This is a genomic window from Cereibacter azotoformans (assembly GCF_021391315.1).
In the GTDB taxonomy this organism is placed as follows: Bacteria; Pseudomonadota; Alphaproteobacteria; order Rhodobacterales; family Rhodobacteraceae; genus Cereibacter_A; species Cereibacter_A azotoformans.
The window spans coordinates 1,039,242-1,059,048 of record NZ_CP090021.1; the positions used below are offsets into that span (position 1 = coordinate 1,039,242).

Genomic DNA, 19,807 nt, shown 5'->3' on the forward strand with positions numbered 1-19,807 from the left:
CGACGGCGGCTAGCGGGACAGGATCATCCGGTCGTCGGCGATCTCGATCCGGAAGCGGCGGAGGTAGTCCATCCCGAGGAGGGACATGTCCATCGGCCCCTCGTTGACCCAGGCCGGGATCCGCTCCTCGCGGTAGGGGCCCAGCGCCACCGGACCGACACGGACGCGCGCCGTGCGGACCGAGCCGTTGGCGGTGATGGCCTCGCCCAGATAGTCGAGCCTGTCCGGCTCGATCCCGAGGCGGCGTGCATCGGCCTGCGAGAGCACGATGGAGCTGGCGCCCGTGTCGGCCATGAAGCGCACCGGCGTGCCGGCGATGTCGAGGGTGACGTAATAGTGTCCGTCGCGCGAGCGCGGAACCTCGATCCGGCTGTTCTCCATCACCGCCTGGGTGGGGGTCAGCTCGTGCCGCACGTCACGCCAGAGGCCGTAGCCGGCCAGAACCGCCACGAAGATCAGGGCCCAGGCGAGGCCCGCCCGGATCGCGGCACCGATCCGGCCGCGATATTCCACGAGCACCCAGGTGCCAAGCGCAAGGAGAAGAAGGCCCAGATAGACCAGTCGTGCCGTCAGATCGCCGTCCATGCCTCTCCCTCAGCGCCTGTTCGGGATATGGGGCGGCGTGGGCGGATCCTCCAGTCCGGGGGCGGGAAAACCTTCCGGCGCAGCCGGGCGGCCTATCCCAGCAGGCCCGAGCCGCGGATGCCGTCGATCACGAACTGGACGGAGAGCGCGGCCAGCAGCATCCCCAGAAGCCGCGTGATCACGAGCGTTCCCGTGCGCCCGAGCAGCCGTTCCAGCGGGCCCGCCACGAGGAACAGCAGAAAGGCCGAGACCACGGTCACCAGCATGACGAGATGGACGGCCAGAACGCCCTGCCAGCCGTCGGCCGCCCCCACGAGCAGGATCATCGAGGCGATGGCGCCGGGGCCGGCGATGAGCGGGATCGCGAGCGGGAAGACGGACGGGTCGTGGTCGTGCGGCTCGGCCGCGGTCTGGCCCTCGCGGCGCTGGGTCCGGCGCTCGAAGAGCATGTCGAGCGCGGTCAGGAACAGAAGGATCCCGCCCGCGATGCGGAAGGCGGGCATCGAGATGCCGATGAAGCCCAGCACCGCCTCGCCCAGAAGGCCGAAGGTGGTGAGGATGCCCACCGCCACGAAACAGGCGCGCAATCCGATCGCGCGGCGCTGTTCGCGCGTCATGCCCGGTGTCAGCGCGATGAAGAGCGGCACCAGTCCCAGCGGGTCCACCACCACGAAGAGCGTGGCGAAGGCCGTGGCGAGGAAGCCCATCTCGATCATGGATCAGCCCGCCGCCTCGAGCCGCTCCTGCGCCGTCAGCCACAGCGCCTCGGCCCGGTCGAGTCCTTCCATCACCTCGGCGTATTTCTTCTGCCAGACCTCCATCTCGCTCAGCCGCTCGGGTTCGTAGAGCGCGGGGTCGGCGAGCTTGGTGGCCAGACGGTCGCGCATCTCGTTCAGCTTCTCGAGCCGGTCCTCGCATTTGCGCACCTCGGCGCGGAGAGCGAGCTTTTCCTCGCGGCTCGCGGCCTTCGGCGCGGGTCTCTCGGCCTTCTTCTCGGGCGGGGGATCGTCGCCGGCCAGAAGCTGGCGGCGGTAGGCCTCGAGATCCTCGGTATAGGGGGCGACGGCGCCGCCCTTGACCAGCCAGAGCCGGTCGGCCACCAGACCCAGAAGGTGCATGTCGTGGCTGACGAGAACGACAGCGCCGGAGTATTCCGTCAGGGCCTCGACCAGCGCCTCTCGGCTTTCCATGTCGAGGTGGTTCGTGGGCTCATCGAGGATCAGGAGATGCGGCGCGTCGATGGTCGCCAGCAGCAGCGACAGCCGCGCCTTCTGCCCGCCCGAAAGCCGGCCGACCGCGGTTTCCGCCTGATCCGCCATCAGCCCGAAGCCGGCGAGGCGGGCGCGCAGCCGCGGCTGGCCCTCGTCCGGGCGCAGGCGCATGACGTGTTGCAGCGGCGTTTCGTCGATGTGCAGCTCATCGACCTGATGCTGGGCGAAATAGCCGATGCGCAGCTTCGACGAGCTGACCATCCGCCCTTCCTGCGGCTGAAGCTTGCCGGCCAAGAGCTTCGAGAGGGTCGATTTCCCCTCGCCGTTGCGCCCCAGAAGCGCGATCCGGTCGTCCTGGTCGATGCGGAGGCTCAGGCGGCGAAGCACCGGCGGGCCGCCGTAGCCGACCGAGACGCCCTCCATCGTGATGATGGGCGGCGAAAGCTCCTCGGGCTTGGGGAAGGTGAAGACCTGCCGTTTCGCCTCTTCGGGGGGCGTGATCGGCGTCATCTTCTCGAGCATCTTGACCCGGCTCTGCGCCTGCACGGCCTTGGACGCCTTGGCCTTGAACCGGTCCACGAAGCTCTGCAGGTGGGCGCGGCGGGCCTCCTGCTTCTTGGCCTCGGACGCCTGCACTGCGCGCTTTTCCGCCATCTGGCGGGCGAACTGGTCGTAGGGGCCGGTCCAGTAGGTCAGCTTCTTCTGGTCGAGATGCAGGATGCCCTGCACGGCGCGGTTCAGAAGCCCCCGGTCGTGCGAGATGATCAGCACGGTGTGCGGATATTTCTGCAGGTAGCTTTCGAGCCAGAGCGCACCCTCGAGGTCGAGGTAGTTCGTCGGCTCGTCCAGCAGCAGCAGGTCGGGCTGGGCAAAGAGCACGCCCGCCAGCGCCACCCGCATCCGCCAGCCGCCCGAGAAGTCCGAGCAGGGGCGCAGCTGCGCCTCGGCGTCGAAGCCCAGACCCTTGAGGATCGCCGAGGCGCGGCCCTCGGCCGACCAGGCGTCGATGTCGGCCAGGCGGTGCTGGATCTCGGCGATGCGGTGGGGGTCGGTGGCGTGCTCGGCCTCGGCCATCAGTTCGGCGCGCTCGGTGTCGGCGGCGAGAACCGTGTCCAGCAGCGAGGTCGCGGACGACGGCACCTCCTGAGCGACGCCCCCGATGCGCGAGCGGGCGGGGAGCGCGATCTCTCCGCCCTCCAGCGCCAGTTCGCCCCGGATCAGCCGGAAGAGCGTGGTCTTGCCGGCGCCGTTGCGGCCGACGAGGCCGACCTTGTGGCCGGTGGGAATGGTGGCGGACGCGCCCTGAAAGAGCGGCCGGCCTTCGACCGAATAGGAGATGTCCGAGATGCGCAGCATGGCCGGGTGATGGACCGCGCGCTTGCGGCTGTCAACGGCGGCGGCCGGGCTCGTGACCCCTTTTGTCGCGGGGGAGCCCATGCTAAGGCCCGCGCCCAGAGTTTCACCCCTTTCGAGGAGCAGCCTTCATGGCCATCGAACGCACCCTGTCGATCATCAAGCCCGACGCCACCCGCCGCAACCTGACCGGCAAGATCAACGCCAAGTTCGAGGACGCGGGCCTGCGCATCGTCGCGCAGAAGCGCATCCACCTGTCGCTGGCGCAGGCGCAGAAGTTCTACGGCGTCCACAAGGACCGCCCCTTCTTCGGCGAACTGACCGAGTTCATGGCCTCGGAGCCGGTGGTGGTTCAGGTGCTGGAAGGCGAAGGCGCGATCGCGAAGAACCGCGAAGTGATGGGCGCCACCAACCCGGCCAACGCCGATGAGGGCACGATCCGCAAGGAATTCGCCCTGTCGGTCGGCGAGAACTCGGTCCACGGGTCGGACGCGCCGGAAACCGCGGCGGAAGAGATCGCCTTCTTCTTCTCGGGTCTCGAACTGGTCGGCTGATCCGGTTCCGGGCCCCGTTTCCGCCCCGCGGAACCGTTCGGGGCGGGGCGGCCCGTGCCATTCAGGGTTTCGGTATCCGAAACGGAAAAGGCCGGCGCATCCGCCGGCCTTTTCCGCCTTGGTCGATCAGTGCCTCAGATCGAGGCCCAGTCATTGAACACCGGACGCGACGGTTCGGGCCGCCGCACGGTCTCGCCGCCGCCCATCTGCGGCGAAGCGGGTGTGGCTCCCTGCTGCGGCTGAGGGGTCGAGGCTTGCTGGTTCATCGTTCTGCTCCGATCTGTTTCGGTTACCAGGTTACAACGCCGTGCCCCGGCCGACGGTTCATCGCGCGCTCGGGGCCGATGGCGTCAACATGACACATTCACCTCCATCTATGCCTGCGGAGTGAGTCGGACAAGCGCATTGTATGCGACCGAATACCGGAAATGCGGAAAGATGCGTCACTTCTGCCACGCATTGCCACGGTGCAGTCAGAAAAGGGAAAATGACGGAGGTGCACCGGCTGACGGGACGCGCGACGCGGCGCAGCAGCAGTGTGCACTTTGCCGGGCCGAGGCCGTCGCGGAACTCACGCCCGCTCGCGGTGCGGTGCCGAAATCGTGAGGCGATCAGGCGCGCGGATTGCGCCTGATCAGGGTCGAGGACCTGTCGTGACCCCGTTGTGGGGCACGGCTGTCAGCGCAGGATCTGCGCCGGGAAACCGATCGAGTCGAGCGCCGAAAGCAGCGTCACCTCGGGCACCTGCCCCTCGACCTCGGCGGTGCGGTTCTCCTGATCGAACCGGATCGACCGGAAGCCGGGAAGCGGTGCCAGTGCGCCTTCGATCGAGGCGCGGCAATGGCCGCAGGACATGTCGGGGATGGATAGCCGGGTCATGGAAGTCTCCTTTCGCGGCCGATGAAGGGGCTTCCCGAACCGGAAGGTCAAGCGCCGGATGGCGGGCGGCAGAAACTTTGCCCGGCCTCTTGACCTTCCAGCTGTGGGAAGGCCCATCTTCGGCCCGAAGGAGATTGCCATGACCGTCCACCAGCCGCACGCCACCGGCCTGAAAAGCCTGCGCCTGCACCTCGAGGGGATGAGCTGCGCCTCGTGCGTGGCGCGGGCCGAGCGGGTTCTGGCCGCCGTGCCCGGCGTCGCCGAGGCCCGCGTGAGCCTGGCCGACGAAAGCGCGGACATCCGCTATGGCGGGCCCGCGACGGCCGAGGCTCTGGCCGAGGCACTCGGGCGGGCAGGCTATCCGGCGCGGCGGGAAAAGCTGGTGCTGTCGGTCGAGGGGATGACCTGCGCCTCCTGCACCGGTCGGGTCGAGCGGGTGCTGAAGGCCCAGCCGGGCGTGATCGAGGCCAGCGCCAACCTCGCGAACCGGCGGGCGCAGGTCACGCTCTGGGAGGGCGCCTCGACGGCCGCGGCGCTGGCGCAGGCGGTGACGCGGGCGGGCTTTGCCGCGGCGCCGATGCGGGCCGAGGCGCCGGACCGGCGGGCCGAGGATCTGCGGGGCCTGCGCCGCGACGCGTGGATCGCGGGCCTGCTCGCCTTGCCGGTGTTCCTGGTCGAGATGGGCGGGCACCTGATCCCGGCGCTGCACCACTGGGTCGCCCACACGATCGGCACGCAGACCTCGTGGATCGCGCAGTTCCTGCTCACGAGCCTCATCCTGGCGGGGCCGGGGCGGCGGTTCTTCGTCAAGGGCGTGCCGGCTCTGGTTCGCGGCGCGCCCGACATGAACAGCCTCGTGTCGGTGGGCACCTTTGCGGCCTGGGCCTTCTCGACCGTGGCGACCTTCGCGCCGGGCCTTCTGCCCGAGGGCTCGCGCGCGGTCTATTTCGAGGCGGCCTCGGTGATCGTGGTCCTGATCCTGATCGGGCGCCTGATGGAGGCGCGGGCGCGCGGGCAGGCGGGGGCGGCCATCGCCGGCCTGATCCGGCTGCAGCCCCGCACCGCCCGCCTGAGTCGCGACGGGATCGAGACCGAGGTGCCGATCGAGACCATCACGCCCGGCGCCATCCTCCAAATCCGGCCGGGCGAGCGCATCCCGCTCGACGGGGTGGTGGTCTCGGGCCAGAGCGCGGTGGATGAGGCGATGCTGACCGGCGAGGCCCTGCCGGTGGCCAAGGCCGAAGGGGACGAGGTGACGGGCGGGACCGTCAATGGTACCGGCGCGATGGCCATGCAGGCGACGCGCGTCGGCGCGGACACGGTGCTGGCGCGGATCGTGGCCATGGTCGAGGAGGCGCAGGGCGCCAAGCTGCCGGTTCAGGCGCTGGTGGACCGGATCACCCTGCGCTTCGTGCCGGTGGTCATGGCGGTGGCGGCCCTGACCGTGCTGGTCTGGCTGGTGCTGGGGCCGGGGTTGGGCGAGGCGCTGGTGGCGGGCGTGTCGGTTCTGATCATCGCCTGCCCCTGCGCGATGGGTCTTGCCACGCCGGTCTCGATCATGGTGGGCACGGGGCGCGCGGCCGAGCTGGGCGTGCTCTTCCGCAAGGGCGAGGCGCTGCAGCGGCTGTCCGAGATCGAGCGCGTGGGCTTCGACAAGACCGGCACGCTGACCGAAGGACGGCCGCAGGTGACGGATGTCCTGCCCGCCGAGGGCCGTGAGACGCAGGAGTTGCTGCGCCTTGCCGCCGCCGTCGAGGCGCGCTCCGAGCATCCGCTGGCGGGGGCGATCCTGCGCGCCGCCGAGGCGCTCGATCGGCCCGAGGCCCAGGGTTTTGCCGCCACGCCGGGACATGGGGCCGAGGCGATGGTGGGCGGGCAGTGCGTGCGGGTGGGCAGCGCCCGCATGATGGAGGGGCTTGATCCCGGGCCGCTTGCGGGCGCGGCCTCGCGGCTTGAAGCCGAGGGGCGGACGCCGGTCTGGGTTGCGGTCGAGGGGCGCATCGCGGGCGTGATCGGTGTGGCCGACCGGGTGAAGCCCACATCGCGCGCCGCGGTGGCCGAACTCGCGCGCATGGGCCTGCCTTCGGCCATGGTCACGGGCGACGCGCCCGGTGTCGCGCGCGCCATCGGGCAGGAGATCGGGATCGACGACATCCATGCCGGCATCCTGCCGGGCGGCAAGGTTGCGGAAGTCTCGAAGATGGGCCGCGCGGCTTTCGTGGGCGACGGGATCAACGACGCGCCCGCCCTTGCGGCGGCCGATGTCGGCATCGCCATCGGCACCGGGACGGATGTGGCGATCGAGGCGGCGGATGTGGTGCTGATGTCGGGCGATCCGCTGGGCGTGGCGAACGCCGTCGCCCTCAGCCGCCGGACGATGCGCAACATCCGCCAGAACCTCGTCTGGGCCTTTGGCTACAACGTGGCGCTCATTCCGGTGGCGGCGGGCGTGCTGGTGCCCTTCGGAGGCCCGCAGCTCTCGCCGATGCTGGCGGCCGGGGCGATGGCCTTCTCGTCGGTCTTCGTGCTGACCAACGCCCTGCGCCTGCGCCGGGCGCCGGCGGTGGGGGCGCGGCCATGAGGAGAGGCATCACGGACGGAACGGAGAGCCGCGCATGAACATCAAGGAAGCGGCGGCCCGGTCGGGCCTGCCGGCAAAGACCATCCGCTATTACGAGGAGATCGGCCTCGTCCGGCCCTTGCGCGACATGAACGGCTACCGCCGGTTTCGCGAGAGCGACCTGCACAAGCTGGGGTTCCTCGGCCGGGCCCGCTCGCTCGGCTTCTCGATCGAGGAATGCCGCACGCTTCTCGCGCTGTGGGAGGATCGGGCCCGCGCCAGCGCCGACGTGAAGCGGCTGGCCGAACGCCACCTCGAGCAGATCGCGGCCAAGATCGCCGAGCTTCAGGCGATGCAGGCGACGCTGTCGCATCTCGTCTCGGCCTGCGCGGGCGATGACCGGCCGGACTGTCCCATCCTCGAGGGGCTCTCGGCCGGTCCCGGCTGCTGCGGCGGGGCCGGGGTCAGGCGACCTTGAGCAGTTCCTCGAGCTCGGTGTTCTCCTGCACCATGTCGCGCAGCGACAGCTTGTCGAGCGAGCCGTAGAAGGCCGACAGGGCGTCGTTCAGCGCGCATTTCAACCGGCACGAGGGCGTGAGCGGGCACTTGTTCTCCTTCTTCGAGAAGCACTCGGTGAAGGGGAGATTCGATTCGAACGTGCGGAAGACGTCGCCCACCACGATGTTCTCGGCCGGCCGCCCAAGGGCGAGGCCCCCGCAGCGGCCGCGCACCGTGCGCAGGAATCCCTTCTGGGCAAGACCGTGGATCACCTGCGCCAGATGGTTCTCGGAGGCATTGCAGGCGGCCGCGACTTCGGCCTTGCGCACGACGCGACCCTCGTTGATCGCGCAGAACATCAGCGTTCGCATGGCCAGATTGGTGCGTGTGGTCAATCGCATTGACGCTGCCTTTCGAGGTTGACTGCGGCGAATCCCCGTTCTCCGGGGCTGTCCGGCGCCAGCATGATCCCGATCCTTGGCCCCGGAGGGGAGAGGAAATGTCATATCCAGCGCAAGCAATTTGTCGCAGCCGCTCCGGCCGCTGCCCGTTTCGAGGGCCGTGAGCCGTCTTCTGCCTGATTTGGCGGCAGAACGCCGCGCAAACGGATGGGAACCTGTCGGGCGTGAGCGGCGTCGAGTCACGAAGGATTTCGATGTGTATCAGACGACGTGAGCACTTGCCCGTCGCGCGAACAAGTGCAACCCTAGCGAAACCGTTGCTCGTGCTGAGTAAAACGGAGGTCATTTTGCGCGGGTCTGCCTGTCCGGGCCCGTCGGACCTTCGTACCAAGTTGGAGCCGGGCCCAGAGCCCATCCTCCGACGCCGGGCCACCGCGCTTGACCCGAGCCGGAGGCCACGGCAAACCACGCCGGACCGCCGCCGTCCGACATTCCGGACCCTTTGCTACGGACCATGCCCGTGAACGATCAGAGCCTGACCCCGAACGTCCTGAAGACCGATGTGCTGCGCCACCTCACTTTCACGCTGGGCAAGGACGCCCCGCATGCCAGCCTTTACGACTGGCGCATGGCGCTTTCCTACGCGATCCGCGACCGGATCATGGAACCCTGGTTCGCCTCGACCCGCCGGACCTGGGAAGAGGATCGCAAGCGCGTCTATTACCTGTCGATGGAGTTCCTGATCGGCCGCATCCTCGAGGATGCCACGATCAACCTCGGCCTGCACGACATGGCCGAGCGGGCGATGGCCGACCTCGGGCAGGACTTCAAGGCGATCGTGGGCGACGAGCCCGACGCGGCGCTCGGCAACGGCGGCCTCGGGCGGCTGGCGGCCTGCTTCATGGAGTCGATGGCCACGCTGGGCTGCCCTGCCTATGGCTACGGCATCCGCTACGAGCACGGGCTCTTCCGCCAGCGGTTCGAGGGCGGCCAGCAGGTCGAGACGCCCGAGGACTGGCTGACCCAGCGCAACCCGTGGGAGTTCGACCGGCCCGAGGCCACCTACATCGTGGGCTTCAAGGGCCATGTCGAGACCCGCGAGGGCCGCGAGGTCTGGGTGCCGGGCGAGACGGTGAAGGCCTCGGCGCATGACACGCCGGTGGTGGGCTGGAAGGGCCGCTGGGCCAACACGCTGCGCCTCTGGGGCGCCACGCCCACGACGCTGTTCGATCTGGAACGCTTCAACCGCGGCGACTACACGGCCGCGGCCGAGCCCGAGACGCTGGCCCGCACGCTGAGCCGCGTGCTCTATCCCGACGACACGACCTACCAGGGCAAGGAACTGCGGCTGAAGCAGGAGTTCTTCCTGACCTCGGCCGCGTTGCAGGACATCCTCCGCCGGTTCAAGACCGCGCATGGCGACCTGCGGGCGCTGTCGAAGCATGTGGCGATCCAGATGAACGACACCCATCCGGCCATCGCCGGGCCCGAGCTGATCCGGCAGCTGGTGGACGAGAACGGCATCCCCTTTGACGAGGCGCTGCCGATCGCGCAGGCCTGCCTCGGCTACACCAACCACACGCTGCTGCCCGAGGCGCTGGAGCGCTGGGCCACCTTCACCTTCGGCAACGTGCTGCCGCGCCACATGCAGATCGTGGAACGCATCGACGGCTGGCACCGGCGCACCTATCCGGCGCGTCCGCATTATGTGGGTATCGTCAAGCACCACGAGGTGCGGATGGGCGAGCTGGCCTTCATCATGGCGCACAAGGTCAACGGCGTCTCGGCGCTGCACTCGGACCTCGTCAAGACCAACCTCTTCCCGGAGTTGAACCGCCTCCACCCCGAGAAGATCGTGAACCAGACGAACGGGGTCACGCCGCGCCGCTGGCTGAAGATGGCCAATGCGCCGCTCGCCCGGCTGATCGGCGCCACGATCGGCGAGGGCTGGGAGGACGATCTCGACGGGCTGAAGGGGCTCGAGCCGCATGTGAAGGATCGGGGCTTCCTCGGGGCCTTCGATGCGGCCAAGCGGCAGAACAAGGTGGCGCTCTCGAACTGGATGGCGGCCGAGTGCGGGGTGAAGGTCAGCCCGGACGCGCTCTTTGACGTGCAGGTCAAGCGCATCCACGAATACAAGCGCCAGTTGCTGAACATCCTCGAAACCGTGGCGCGCTGGCAGGCGATCCGGGCCAATCCGAACGCCGGCTGGGTGCCGCGGGTGAAGATCTTCGGCGGCAAGTCGGCGCCGGGCTATGCGGTGGCCAAGGAGATCATCCACCTCATCAACGACGTGGGCGCGGTGATCAACTCGGACCCGGTGGTGGGCGACCTGCTGAAGGTGGTCTATCCGGCGAACTACAACGTCTCGATGGCCGAGCGTCTGGTGCCGGCGGCCGACCTCAGCGAGCAGATCTCGACGGCGGGCAAGGAAGCCTCGGGCACCGGGAACATGAAGTTCATGATGAACGGCGCGCCGACCATCGGCACGCTCGACGGCGCGAACGTCGAGATCCTTCAGGAGGTCGGGGCCGAGAACTTCTTCCTGTTCGGCCTGACGGCGGAAGAGGTGATGAAGCGCCGCGAGGATCCCGACCACGCGCGCAAGGCCATCGAGGCGAGCCGGGTTCTGCCGAACGTGCTGCAGGCCATCGCCGAGGGCCAGTTCAGCCCCTCGCAACCCGACCGCTACCACGGCCTCGTGCACCGGGTCTGGCACCATGACTATTTCCTCGTCTCGTCGGACTTCGACGCCTATCTCGCGGCGCAGGCCGAGGTGGATGTGGCCTATGCGGATCGCAACCGCTGGCTGACCATGGCGGCGCTCAATACGGCGCGGTCGGGCTTCTTCTCGTCGGACCGGACGATCCGTGGTTACATGAAGGACATCTGGGGAGTAGAGTCGGCCCTGCAGCAGTAACTCCGAGGAATCATGGCCAAATCCCCTGAGACGCTTGTCGATCCCGTCGTCGCACAAGCCATCGTCGAGGGGGCGCATGGCGATCCCTTCTCGGTTCTGGGGCTGCACCGGCGGGGGGAGGGCCATGTGCTCACCGCCTTCGTGCCGGGCGCCGATCGCCTCACCGTGCTCGCCTCGCGCGAGATCGAGGCCGAAGGAGTGGCGGGCTTCCCCGGCCTCTTTGCCGTCCGGATGGGGTGCGAGCCCTACCGGCTGCGCGCCGAGGGGCATGGCGCGGTCTGGCAGTTCGAGGATCCGTTCCGCTTCGGCCCGGTGCTGGGCGAGCTGGACGAGTATCTTCTGGGCGAGGGCACGCACCGGCGGCTCTGGCAGGTGCTGGGGGCCCACCCGATCCGCCACGAGGGGGTCGAGGGCACCCATTTCGCGGTCTGGGCGCCCAATGCGCAGCGCGTCTCGGTGGTGGGCGACTTCAACATCTGGGATGGCCGACGCCACCCGATGCGCCGCCGCGGACCCACCGGCGTCTGGGAGACCTTCCTGCCCGGAGTGGGCGAGGGTGCGGCCTACAAATACGAGATCCGGGGACCGGGGGGCGAGCTTCTGCCGCTGAAGGCCGATCCGGTGGGCTTCGGATCCGAACATCCGCCGCGCACGGCCTCGGTGGTCCGTGCGCTGGGACAGCGCGACTGGCAGGACGCGGACTGGATGGCCACGCGGGCCGCGCGCCATTCGGTCGAGGCGCCGATCTCGATCTACGAGGTCCATCTCGGCAGCTGGAAGCGCGGCGAGGGCGGGCGGATGCTCTCCTACACCGAGCTTGCGCGCGATCTGGTGGATTATGCGGCCGAGATGGGCTTCACCCATATCGAGCTGATGCCGATCAGCGAGCATCCGTTCGACGGCTCGTGGGGCTACCAGCCGGTGGGGCTCTTTGCCCCCACCATCCGCCACGGCACGCCGGACGGGTTGCGCGCGCTGGTGGAGGCCGCCCATGCGAAGGGGCTGGGCGTGCTGATCGACTGGGTGCCGGGCCATTTCCCGACGGATGCGCATGGGCTCGGGCGCTTCGACGGGACGCCGCTCTACGAGCACGCCGACCCGCGCGAAGGCTTCCATCAGGACTGGAACACGCTGATCTACAACTTTGGCCGGACCGAGGTGGCGAACTGGCTGACCTCGAACGCGCTCTACTGGCTTGAGGACTATCACATCGACGGGCTGCGCGTGGATGCGGTGGCCTCGATGCTTTACCGCGACTATTCGCGCAAGGCGGGCGAATGGGTGCCCAACCGCGACGGCGGGCGCGAGAACTACGAGGCCATCGACCTTTTGCGCCGCGTCAACGCCACCGTCTATGGCGAGGATGCGGGCGTGATGACGGTGGCCGAGGAGAGCACGGCCTTCCCCGGCGTCTCTCGGCCCGTGGATCAGGGCGGGCTCGGCTTCGGCTTCAAGTGGAACATGGGCTGGATGAACGACACGCTCGACTACATGTCGCGCGACCCGGTGCATCGGCGGCACCATCACCACCAGATGACCTTCAGCCTGCATTACGCCTGGTCCGAGAACTACATCCTGCCGATCAGCCACGACGAGGTGGTGCATGGCAAGGGCTCGATGATCGCGAAGATGCCGGGCGAGGGGGCCGAGAAGTTCGCCAACCTGCGCGCCTACTACGGCTACATGTGGACGCACCCGGGCAAGAAGCTCCTGTTCATGGGCTGCGAGTTCGCGCAGGGGCGCGAGTGGAACCACGCCGCTGAACTCGAGTGGCAGCAGCTTGACCATCCGCTGCACCGGGGCGTGCAAAGCCTCGTGCGCGATCTGAACCGGCTCTATCGCACGACACCGGCGCTGCACCGCAACGACGCGCGGCCCGAGGGGTTCGTCTGGCTGGAGGCCAATGACTCGGACCATTCCCTCTATGCCTTCATCCGGCGGGGCCGGGTGGATGAGCCGATGGTGGTGGCTGCGATGAACTTCACCCCCGTTGAACGGCGGATCCGCCTCGGGCTTCCGGCCGAGGGTCAGTGGGATGAAGTTCTCAACACCGATGCCGAAATCTACGGCGGCGGGAACCGGGGCAATCTGGGCGGCGTCCTGTCCGAGCCGGTGCACTGGCATGGGCAGGAACATTCGGCCCTTGTCACGCTGCCGCCGCTGTCTACGGTAATCTTCCGGCAGGGCTGATTTGCGCAACGGGCAATCCAGGCCCAGCGAAACGGGATGAAAGGCGGGGTGCAACCCGCGTCACGGGAGGACGGAATGAAGGCGCAACCCCCACTGAGGCTGACAAGTCAGGCCATGGCCTTCGTGCTGGCGGGCGGCCGGGGCAGCCGGCTCAAGGAACTGACGGACAGGCGCGCGAAACCGGCGGTCTATTTCGGCGGCAAGGCCCGGATCATCGACTTCGCGCTGTCGAACGCGATGAACTCGGGCATCCGCAAGATGGCGATCGCCACGCAATACAAGGCGCATTCGCTCATCCGGCACATCCAGCGCGGCTGGAACTTCTTCCGCGAGGAGCGCAACGAATATCTCGACATCCTGCCGGCGAGCCAGCGGGTGGACGAGCACAAATGGTATCTCGGCACCGCCGATGCGGTGACGCAGAACATCGACATCGTGGACAGCTACGACATCAAGTATGTGATCATCCTTGCGGGCGATCACGTCTACAAGATGGATTACGAGATCATGCTGCGCCAGCATTGCGAGACCGGCGCGGATGTGACCATCGGCTGCCTGACCGTGCCGCGGATGGAGGCCACGGCCTTCGGCGTGATGCATGTGGATGCCAGCCTGCGCATCACCGACTTTCTCGAAAAGCCCGCCGACCCGCCGGGCATTCCGGGCGACGAGGGCAATGCGCTGGCCTCGATGGGGATCTATGTCTTCGACTGGGCCTTCCTGCGCGACCTGCTGATCCGCGACGCCGAAGACCCGAACTCGAGCCATGACTTCGGCCACGACCTGATCCCCGCGATCGTCAGGAACGGCAAGGCGATGGCGCACCGCTTTTCCGACAGTTGCGTGATGACCGGCCTCGAGACCGAGCCCTACTGGCGCGACGTGGGCACGATCGACGCCTTCTGGCAGGCCAACATCGACCTCACGCATTTCACGCCCAAGCTGGACCTCTATGACCGGGAATGGCCGATCTGGACCTATTCGCAGATCGTACCGCCGGCCAAGTTCATCCATGACAGCGAGCGGCGGCGGGGCATGGCGATCTCGTCGCTGGTCTCGGGCGACTGCATCGTGTCGGGCAGCGAGATCCGCAGCTCGCTGCTGTTCACCGGCTGCCGGACGCACAGCTATTCGTCGCTGAGCCATGTGGTGGCGCTGCCGCATGTGACGGTGAACCGGAAGGCGGATCTGACGAACTGCGTGCTCGACCGCGGGGTCGTGATCCCCGAGGGGCTGGTGATCGGCCAGGAGCCGGAGGAGGATGCGCGCTGGTTCCGCCGCTCGGAGGGGGGGATCGTGCTGGTGACGCAGGACATGCTCGACGCCCGGGCGCGTGCGCTGGGCTGAGGGCGGCGGGGGCTTCGCGCCCCCGCACCCCCGCGGGATATTTGGACCAGAATGAAAGAGGCCGGGGCGGGCGCGCCCCGGGGCAGGCGGATGAAGGACGGGGACAGGATGGAGACGGCGCGCGGACGGGTGTTGTCGGTGGCTTCCGAGTGCGTGCCGCTGCTGAAGACCGGCGGACTGGCCGATGTGGTGGGCGCGCTGCCCGGCGCGCTGGCGGCCGAGGGCTGGGAGATGCGGGTGCTGATGCCCTGCTATCGCCCGCTGCGGTGGCGGCTCGAGCAGATGGAGGAGGTCTTTTCCGAAGAGGATCTCTTTGGCGGCCGGGGCCGGGTGATGGCGGGCGAGGTGGCGGGACGCAGGATGCTGCTGCTCGATGCGCCGCATCTCTACGACCGCGAGGGCGGGCCCTATGCCGGGCCCTGGGGCGACTGGGGCGACAATGCGCAGCGGTTCGCGGCGCTGTCCTGGATCGCGGCGCGGATTGCGCGCGAGGGGCTGTCGGATGGCTGGCGGCCGGAGGTGCTTCATGCGCATGACTGGCAGGCGGGTTTTGCGCCGGCCTATCTGGCCTATTGGGGCAGCGGCGGCGTGCGTTCGGTGCTGACCGTGCACAACATCGCCTTCCAGGGATGGGCGCCGGCGGCGCTGCTGCCCTCGCTGAGGCTTCCGGCCTCGGAGTTTCATCCGGCGGCGCTGGAATATTACGGCGGGCTGTCGTCGCTGAAGGCGGGGCTGGTGACGGCGGACCATATCACCACCGTCTCGCCCACCTATGCCTGTGAGCTGATGCGGCCCGAGTTCGGCATGGGGCTGCAGGGCGTGATCGCGGCGCGCGCGGGGCAGGTCTCGGGCATCCTGAACGGCGTCGATACCGACATCTGGTCGCCCGAGGCCGAGGAGCGGCCCTACACCGCCCGCAGCCTGAAGGCCAAGGCCGAGAACCGGGCGGTGCTGTCGGGCGCCTTCAAGCTTGATGTGCCGGGGCCGCTGGCGATCCTGGTGAGCCGACTGACCTATCAGAAGGGGATCGACCTGATCCCCGAGGTCCTGCCCGACTTCATCGCCGCGGGCGGCGGGCTTGCGGTGCTGGGAACGGGAGATGCGGCGCTGGAAGGCGCCATGCGCGAGCTGGAGGTGCGCTTTCCCGGCCGCGTGGGGGTGCGGATCGGCTATGACGAGGGGCTGTCGCACCTGATGTTTGCGGGTGGCGATGCGGTGCTGGTGCCCTCGCGGTTCGAGCCCTGCGGGCTGACGCAGATGTACGGGCTGCGCTACGGGGCCATTCCGGTGGTGGCGCTGACGGGCGGGCTTGCCGACACGATCATCAACGCGAACCCCGCCGCCCTGACGGCGGGCTGTGCCACGGGTCTCACCTTCCATCCGACCGAGCCTCCGGCCTTTGCCGAGGCGCTGCGGCGGCTGATCCACCTCTACGCCGATCACGCCCTCTGGGAGAAGGTCCAGAAGAACGCGATGCGCCATCCGGTCGGGTGGCAGACCTCGGCCGCGGCCTATGCCGCGCTCTACCGGGAGCTTGTCGCGTGACAGCAGCGCCGCAGCCCGCGGGGCTGCCGGGACTTGCCACCGCGCCCGGGCGCCCCTGGCCGCTGGGCGCGAGCTTTGACGGTGAGGGCGTCAATTTCGCCCTGTTCTCGGCCCATGCCGAGAGGGTGGAGCTGTGTCTCTTTGCGCCGGACGGTCGGCGCGAGCTGATGCGCCTGCCGCTGACCGAGCGCGACGGGGACATCTGGCACCTGAAGGTGAACGGCCTCCTGCCGGGGCAGCTGTACGGCTACCGCGTCCACGGCCCCTACCAGCCCGAGCAGGGCCACAGGTTCAATCCCAGCAAGCTGCTGATCGATCCCTATGCCCGCAGGCTCGAGGGGCGGCTGCGCTGGTCGGATGCGGTGATGGGCTACAAGGTCGGCAGCCCGCGGGGCGATCTCTCCTTCGACAACCGCGACAGCGCCTTCGCGGTGCCGAAGTCGGTCGTGGTGGGGCACAATTTCAACTGGGGCCCCGACGCCCCGCCCGAGCGGGCGCTGACCGAGACCCTGATCTACGAGGCCCATGTCAAGGGGCTGACCATGCTGCATCCCGGGGTGGAGGAGGGGTTGCGGGGCACTTTCCTAGGTCTCGCCTCGGATGCGGTCGTCGAGCATCTGCTGCGGCTCGGGGTGACGGCGGTCGAGCTGCTGCCGGTGCAGGCCTTTCTCGACGACCGCTTTCTCGTGAACCGGGGGCTTTCGAACTACTGGGGCTACCAGACCATCGGCTTCTTCGCGCCCGACCCGCGCTATCTGGCCAAGGGGGCGCTGTGGGAGTTCGCGGCGATGGTGCGGCGTTTCCATGCCGCGGGCATCGAGGTCATCCTCGACGTGGTCTACAACCACACCGGCGAGAGCGACGAGCTGGGGCCCACGCTGGCCTTCCGGGGGATCGACAACCGCAGCTACTACCGGCTGGCCGAGGGCGGGCGGCGCTATGTCAACATGACCGGCACGGGGAACACGCTCGATCTCAGCCACCCGATGGTGCTGCGGATGGTGATGGACAGCTTGCGCTACTGGGTCGAGGTCATGCATGTGGACGGCTTCCGCTTCGATCTGGCCTCGGTGCTGGGGCGCGAGGAGGATGCGTTCGACGACCGGGGCGCCTTCTTCGATGCGATCCGGCAGGATCCGGTGCTCACGCGGGTCAAGCTGATCGCCGAGCCCTGGGATCTTGGGCCGGGCGGCTACCGGCTGGGGGGCTTTCCCCATCCGTTCCTCGAATGGAACGACAAGTTCCGCGACGATGTCCGGCGCTTCTGGCGCGGCGATGCGGGCATGACGGGCGATCTCGCGCGGCGGCTGCTGGGATCGGCCGAGCGGTTCGACCACCAGTCGCGCGCGGCCACCAGCTCGGTCAACTTCCTGACGGCGCATGACGGATTCACGCTGGCCGATCTGGTGAGCCATGCGCGCAAGCACAACGAGGCCAACGGCGAAGAGAACCGCGATGGCCACGACGACAATCACTCGGACAATCTGGGCCTTGAGGGGCCGACCTCCGACCCCGCGATCCAGGCGGCCCGTGCGCTGCGCCGGCGCAACCTTCTGGCGACGCTGTTTCTCAGCCAGGGGACGCCGATGCTCTTGGGCGGGGACGAGATCGGCAATTCGCAGGGCGGCAACAACAACGCCTATGCGCAGGACAATCCGGTGGGCTGGGTGAACTGGGACCGGCCCGACGAGGCGATCCTCGCCTTCGTCGAGCGGATCTCGGCCCTGCGGCGGAGCCTGCCGGTCCTGCGGCAGAAGGGCTTTCTGCACGGGCACCGACGGGAGGCGGACGGGATGCGGGACGTGGTCTGGCGTCTGCCCGACGGGCGCGAGCCGGGGCCGCATGACTGGCATTCGGCCGAGGTGCGCTGCCTCTGCGTCGAGCTGCGGATGGACGCCGACCGGCCCGACCCCGGCGAGAGCCCGGTGCTGGCCGTGTTCAATGCCGGAGAGGCCGTGCCGCTGGCCTTGCCGCCGGTTGCCGGGGGCTGGCATCTTGTCCTCGACACGACGCGGCCCGAGGCCCCTTCCGAACCCGTGCGTCCGGGGCTTGCAGCTCCGGCCCGATCCGTGCTGGTCTTCGTGCCGGCGCCAACTGGAGAGACTGGATGACCGTCAACATCGTTCCGACCACGCCCTTCGCCGATCAGAAGCCGGGCACCTCGGGGCTGCGCAAGAAGACACCCGTCTTCATGCGGCCGCACTATCTGGAGAATTTCGTCCAGGCCATCTTCGACGCCATCGGCGGGGCGGCGGGCAAGACCTTCGTCCTTGGCGGCGACGGGCGCTACTTCAACCGCGAGGCGGCGCAGGTGATCCTGCGCATGGCCGCGGCCAACGGCGCGGCCCGGGTCATCGTCGGGCAGGAGGCGATCCTGTCCACGCCGGCCGCCTCGAACCTTATCCGCAAGTTCGGGACGGATGGGGGCATCATCCTGTCGGCCAGTCACAATCCCGGCGGCCCCGACGAGGATTTCGGCGTGAAGTTCAACACGCCGAACGGCGGGCCGGCGCCCGAACAGGTCACCGAGGCGATCTTTGCCGCCACGAAAAACATTTCCGAGTATCGTGTCCTCGAGGCGCCGGATGTCGATCTTTCGGCGGTGGGTTCCGTGCAGCTTGGCGCGATGGAGATCGATGTCGTGGATCCGGTCGCGGACTATGCGGCCTTGATGGAAAAGCTTTTCGATTTCGGGGCGATCCGATCCATGTTCGCCGGCGGCTTCACCATGCGCTTCGATGCCATGTGCGCCGTGACCGGCCCCTACGCGACCGAGATCCTCGAAAACCGGCTTGGCGCGGCCAAGGGCACCGTCGTCAACGGCACGCCGCTGCCGGATTTCGGCGGGATGCATCCCGATCCGAACCCCACCTGGGCCAAGGCGCTGATGGACGAGATGTTCGGCCCCGAGGCGCCTGATTTCGGCGCGGCCTCGGACGGGGACGGGGACCGCAACATGGTGGTCGGCCGCGGGATCTATGTCTCGCCCTCGGACAGTCTCGCGGTGCTGGCGGCAAACGCCCATCTGGCCCCCGGCTACAAGGCCGGGTTGAAGGGCGTCGCCCGCTCGATGCCCACATCGGCCGCGGCCGACCGGGTGGCCGAGTTCCTCGGCATCGAGGAGTTCGAGACGCCGACCGGCTGGAAGTTCTTCGGCAACCTGCTCGACGCGGGCCGCGCCACCATCTGCGGCGAGGAAAGCTTCGGCACCGGCTCGGACCATGTGCGCGAGAAGGACGGGCTCTGGGCCGTGCTGCTCTGGCTCAACATCCTCGCGGTCCGCAAGGAGAGCGTGCGCGAGATCCTCGAGGCGCACTGGCGGCAGTTCGGCCGCAACTACTATTCGCGCCACGATTTCGAGGCGATCGAGACCGCGAAGGCGGATGCGATGATGGAGGAGTTGCGCGGCAAGCTCGACGGGCTGACTGGCGTGGCCTTCAACGGGCACCTGAAGGTCGCCGAGGCGGATGATTTTGCCTATACCGACCCGGTCGATGGTTCGGTGAGCCACAGACAGGGCGTCCGCATCCTGTTCCAGGACGGCAGCCGCATCGTGCTGCGGCTTTCGGGAACGGGGACGGAAGGGGCGACGCTCCGCCTCTATCTGGAACGCTATGCGCCGGGGCCCGAGGGGCTCGACCTCGACCCGCAGGAGGCGCTGGCCCCGGTGATCGCCGCCGCGCACGAGATCGCGGGGATCGAGCGCCACACCGGGCGGCGCACGCCCGACGTGATCACCTGAGCCTTCCGGCCGGACGGGGCAG

General features: G+C 68.6%; 15 protein-coding genes. 9 read left to right on the plus strand and 6 right to left on the minus strand.

What is annotated here, in order from left to right; translation table 11 throughout:
* Positions 1–9 precede the first annotated feature (9 nt).
* The 3 genes from LV780_RS05260 to LV780_RS05270 form a co-directional block, all read right to left on the minus strand.
* The gene (locus LV780_RS05260; RefSeq protein WP_011908162.1) at positions 10–585 is read right to left on the minus strand and encodes a retropepsin-like aspartic protease family protein; all 576 of its coding nucleotides are present in this window, start codon (positions 583–585) and stop codon (positions 10–12) included.
* A gap of 92 nt (positions 586–677) precedes the next feature.
* Positions 678–1,301, minus strand: a complete 624-nt coding sequence (locus tag LV780_RS05265; protein WP_108220808.1) for a MarC family protein — start codon at positions 1,299–1,301, stop codon at positions 678–680.
* Positions 1,302–1,304: 3 nt separating this feature from the next.
* The gene (locus tag LV780_RS05270; protein WP_108220807.1) at positions 1,305–3,152 is read right to left on the minus strand and encodes an ABC-F family ATP-binding cassette domain-containing protein; all 1,848 of its coding nucleotides are present in this window, start codon (positions 3,150–3,152) and stop codon (positions 1,305–1,307) included.
* Between the two features lie 128 nt (positions 3,153–3,280).
* Between LV780_RS05270 and ndk the strand changes: the two genes are divergently transcribed.
* A complete protein-coding gene (gene ndk / locus LV780_RS05275) occupies positions 3,281–3,703 on the plus strand; it encodes a nucleoside-diphosphate kinase (protein ID WP_011908165.1) in 423 nt (140 codons plus the stop codon).
* A gap of 134 nt (positions 3,704–3,837) precedes the next feature.
* Here the strand turns inward: ndk and LV780_RS21920 are convergent, their stop codons facing one another.
* Both LV780_RS21920 and LV780_RS05280 read right to left on the minus strand, forming a co-directional pair.
* On the minus strand, positions 3,838–3,969 hold the full coding sequence (locus LV780_RS21920) for a hypothetical protein (RefSeq protein WP_085996555.1): 132 nt from the start codon (positions 3,967–3,969) through the stop codon (positions 3,838–3,840).
* Between the two features lie 412 nt (positions 3,970–4,381).
* Positions 4,382–4,582 carry a heavy-metal-associated domain-containing protein gene (locus LV780_RS05280; RefSeq protein WP_044247943.1) on the minus strand — a complete coding sequence of 67 codons (201 nt, stop codon included), beginning with the start codon at positions 4,580–4,582 and terminating at the stop codon, positions 4,382–4,384.
* 139 nt (positions 4,583–4,721) lie between these two features.
* Here LV780_RS05280 and LV780_RS05285 point away from each other — a divergent pair, with 139 nt between their 5' ends.
* Positions 4,722–7,163, plus strand: a complete 2,442-nt coding sequence (locus tag LV780_RS05285) for a heavy metal translocating P-type ATPase (RefSeq protein WP_117344944.1) — start codon at positions 4,722–4,724, stop codon at positions 7,161–7,163.
* Positions 7,164–7,197: 34 nt separating this feature from the next.
* Positions 7,198–7,620, plus strand: coding sequence for a Cu(I)-responsive transcriptional regulator (gene cueR, locus LV780_RS05290; RefSeq protein WP_117344945.1), 423 nt, complete (start codon positions 7,198–7,200; stop codon positions 7,618–7,620).
* Here cueR and LV780_RS05295 read toward each other — a convergent pair.
* Positions 7,607–8,041, minus strand: a complete 435-nt coding sequence (locus tag LV780_RS05295) for an Rrf2 family transcriptional regulator (RefSeq protein ID WP_011908169.1) — start codon at positions 8,039–8,041, stop codon at positions 7,607–7,609. The genes cueR and LV780_RS05295 overlap by 14 nt on opposite strands.
* A gap of 514 nt (positions 8,042–8,555) precedes the next feature.
* On the opposite strand from LV780_RS05295, the gene LV780_RS05300 reads away from it, so the two are divergent.
* The 6 genes from LV780_RS05300 (at position 8,556) to LV780_RS05325 (ending at position 19,785) form a co-directional block, all read left to right on the plus strand.
* On the plus strand, positions 8,556–10,961 hold the full coding sequence (locus LV780_RS05300; protein ID WP_108220804.1) for a glycogen/starch/alpha-glucan phosphorylase: 2,406 nt from the start codon (positions 8,556–8,558) through the stop codon (positions 10,959–10,961).
* 12 nt (positions 10,962–10,973) lie between these two features.
* On the plus strand, positions 10,974–13,151 hold the full coding sequence (gene glgB, locus LV780_RS05305; RefSeq protein ID WP_108220803.1) for a 1,4-alpha-glucan branching protein GlgB: 2,178 nt from the start codon (positions 10,974–10,976) through the stop codon (positions 13,149–13,151).
* 75 nt (positions 13,152–13,226) lie between these two features.
* Positions 13,227–14,498 (plus strand): glucose-1-phosphate adenylyltransferase, encoded by a 1,272-nt coding sequence (gene glgC, locus LV780_RS05310; RefSeq protein WP_101340404.1) that lies wholly within the window; start codon positions 13,227–13,229, stop codon positions 14,496–14,498.
* Positions 14,499–14,606: 108 nt separating this feature from the next.
* Positions 14,607–16,043, plus strand: coding sequence for a glycogen synthase GlgA (gene glgA / locus LV780_RS05315; protein ID WP_101340405.1), 1,437 nt, complete (start codon positions 14,607–14,609; stop codon positions 16,041–16,043).
* Positions 16,040–18,154, plus strand: a complete 2,115-nt coding sequence (gene glgX / locus LV780_RS05320) for a glycogen debranching protein GlgX (RefSeq protein ID WP_108220802.1) — start codon at positions 16,040–16,042, stop codon at positions 18,152–18,154. The genes glgA and glgX overlap by 4 nt, the downstream gene beginning before the upstream one ends.
* Positions 18,151–19,785, plus strand: coding sequence for an alpha-D-glucose phosphate-specific phosphoglucomutase (locus tag LV780_RS05325; RefSeq protein WP_108220801.1), 1,635 nt, complete (start codon positions 18,151–18,153; stop codon positions 19,783–19,785). The genes glgX and LV780_RS05325 overlap by 4 nt, the downstream gene beginning before the upstream one ends.
* Positions 19,786–19,807 lie beyond the last annotated feature (22 nt).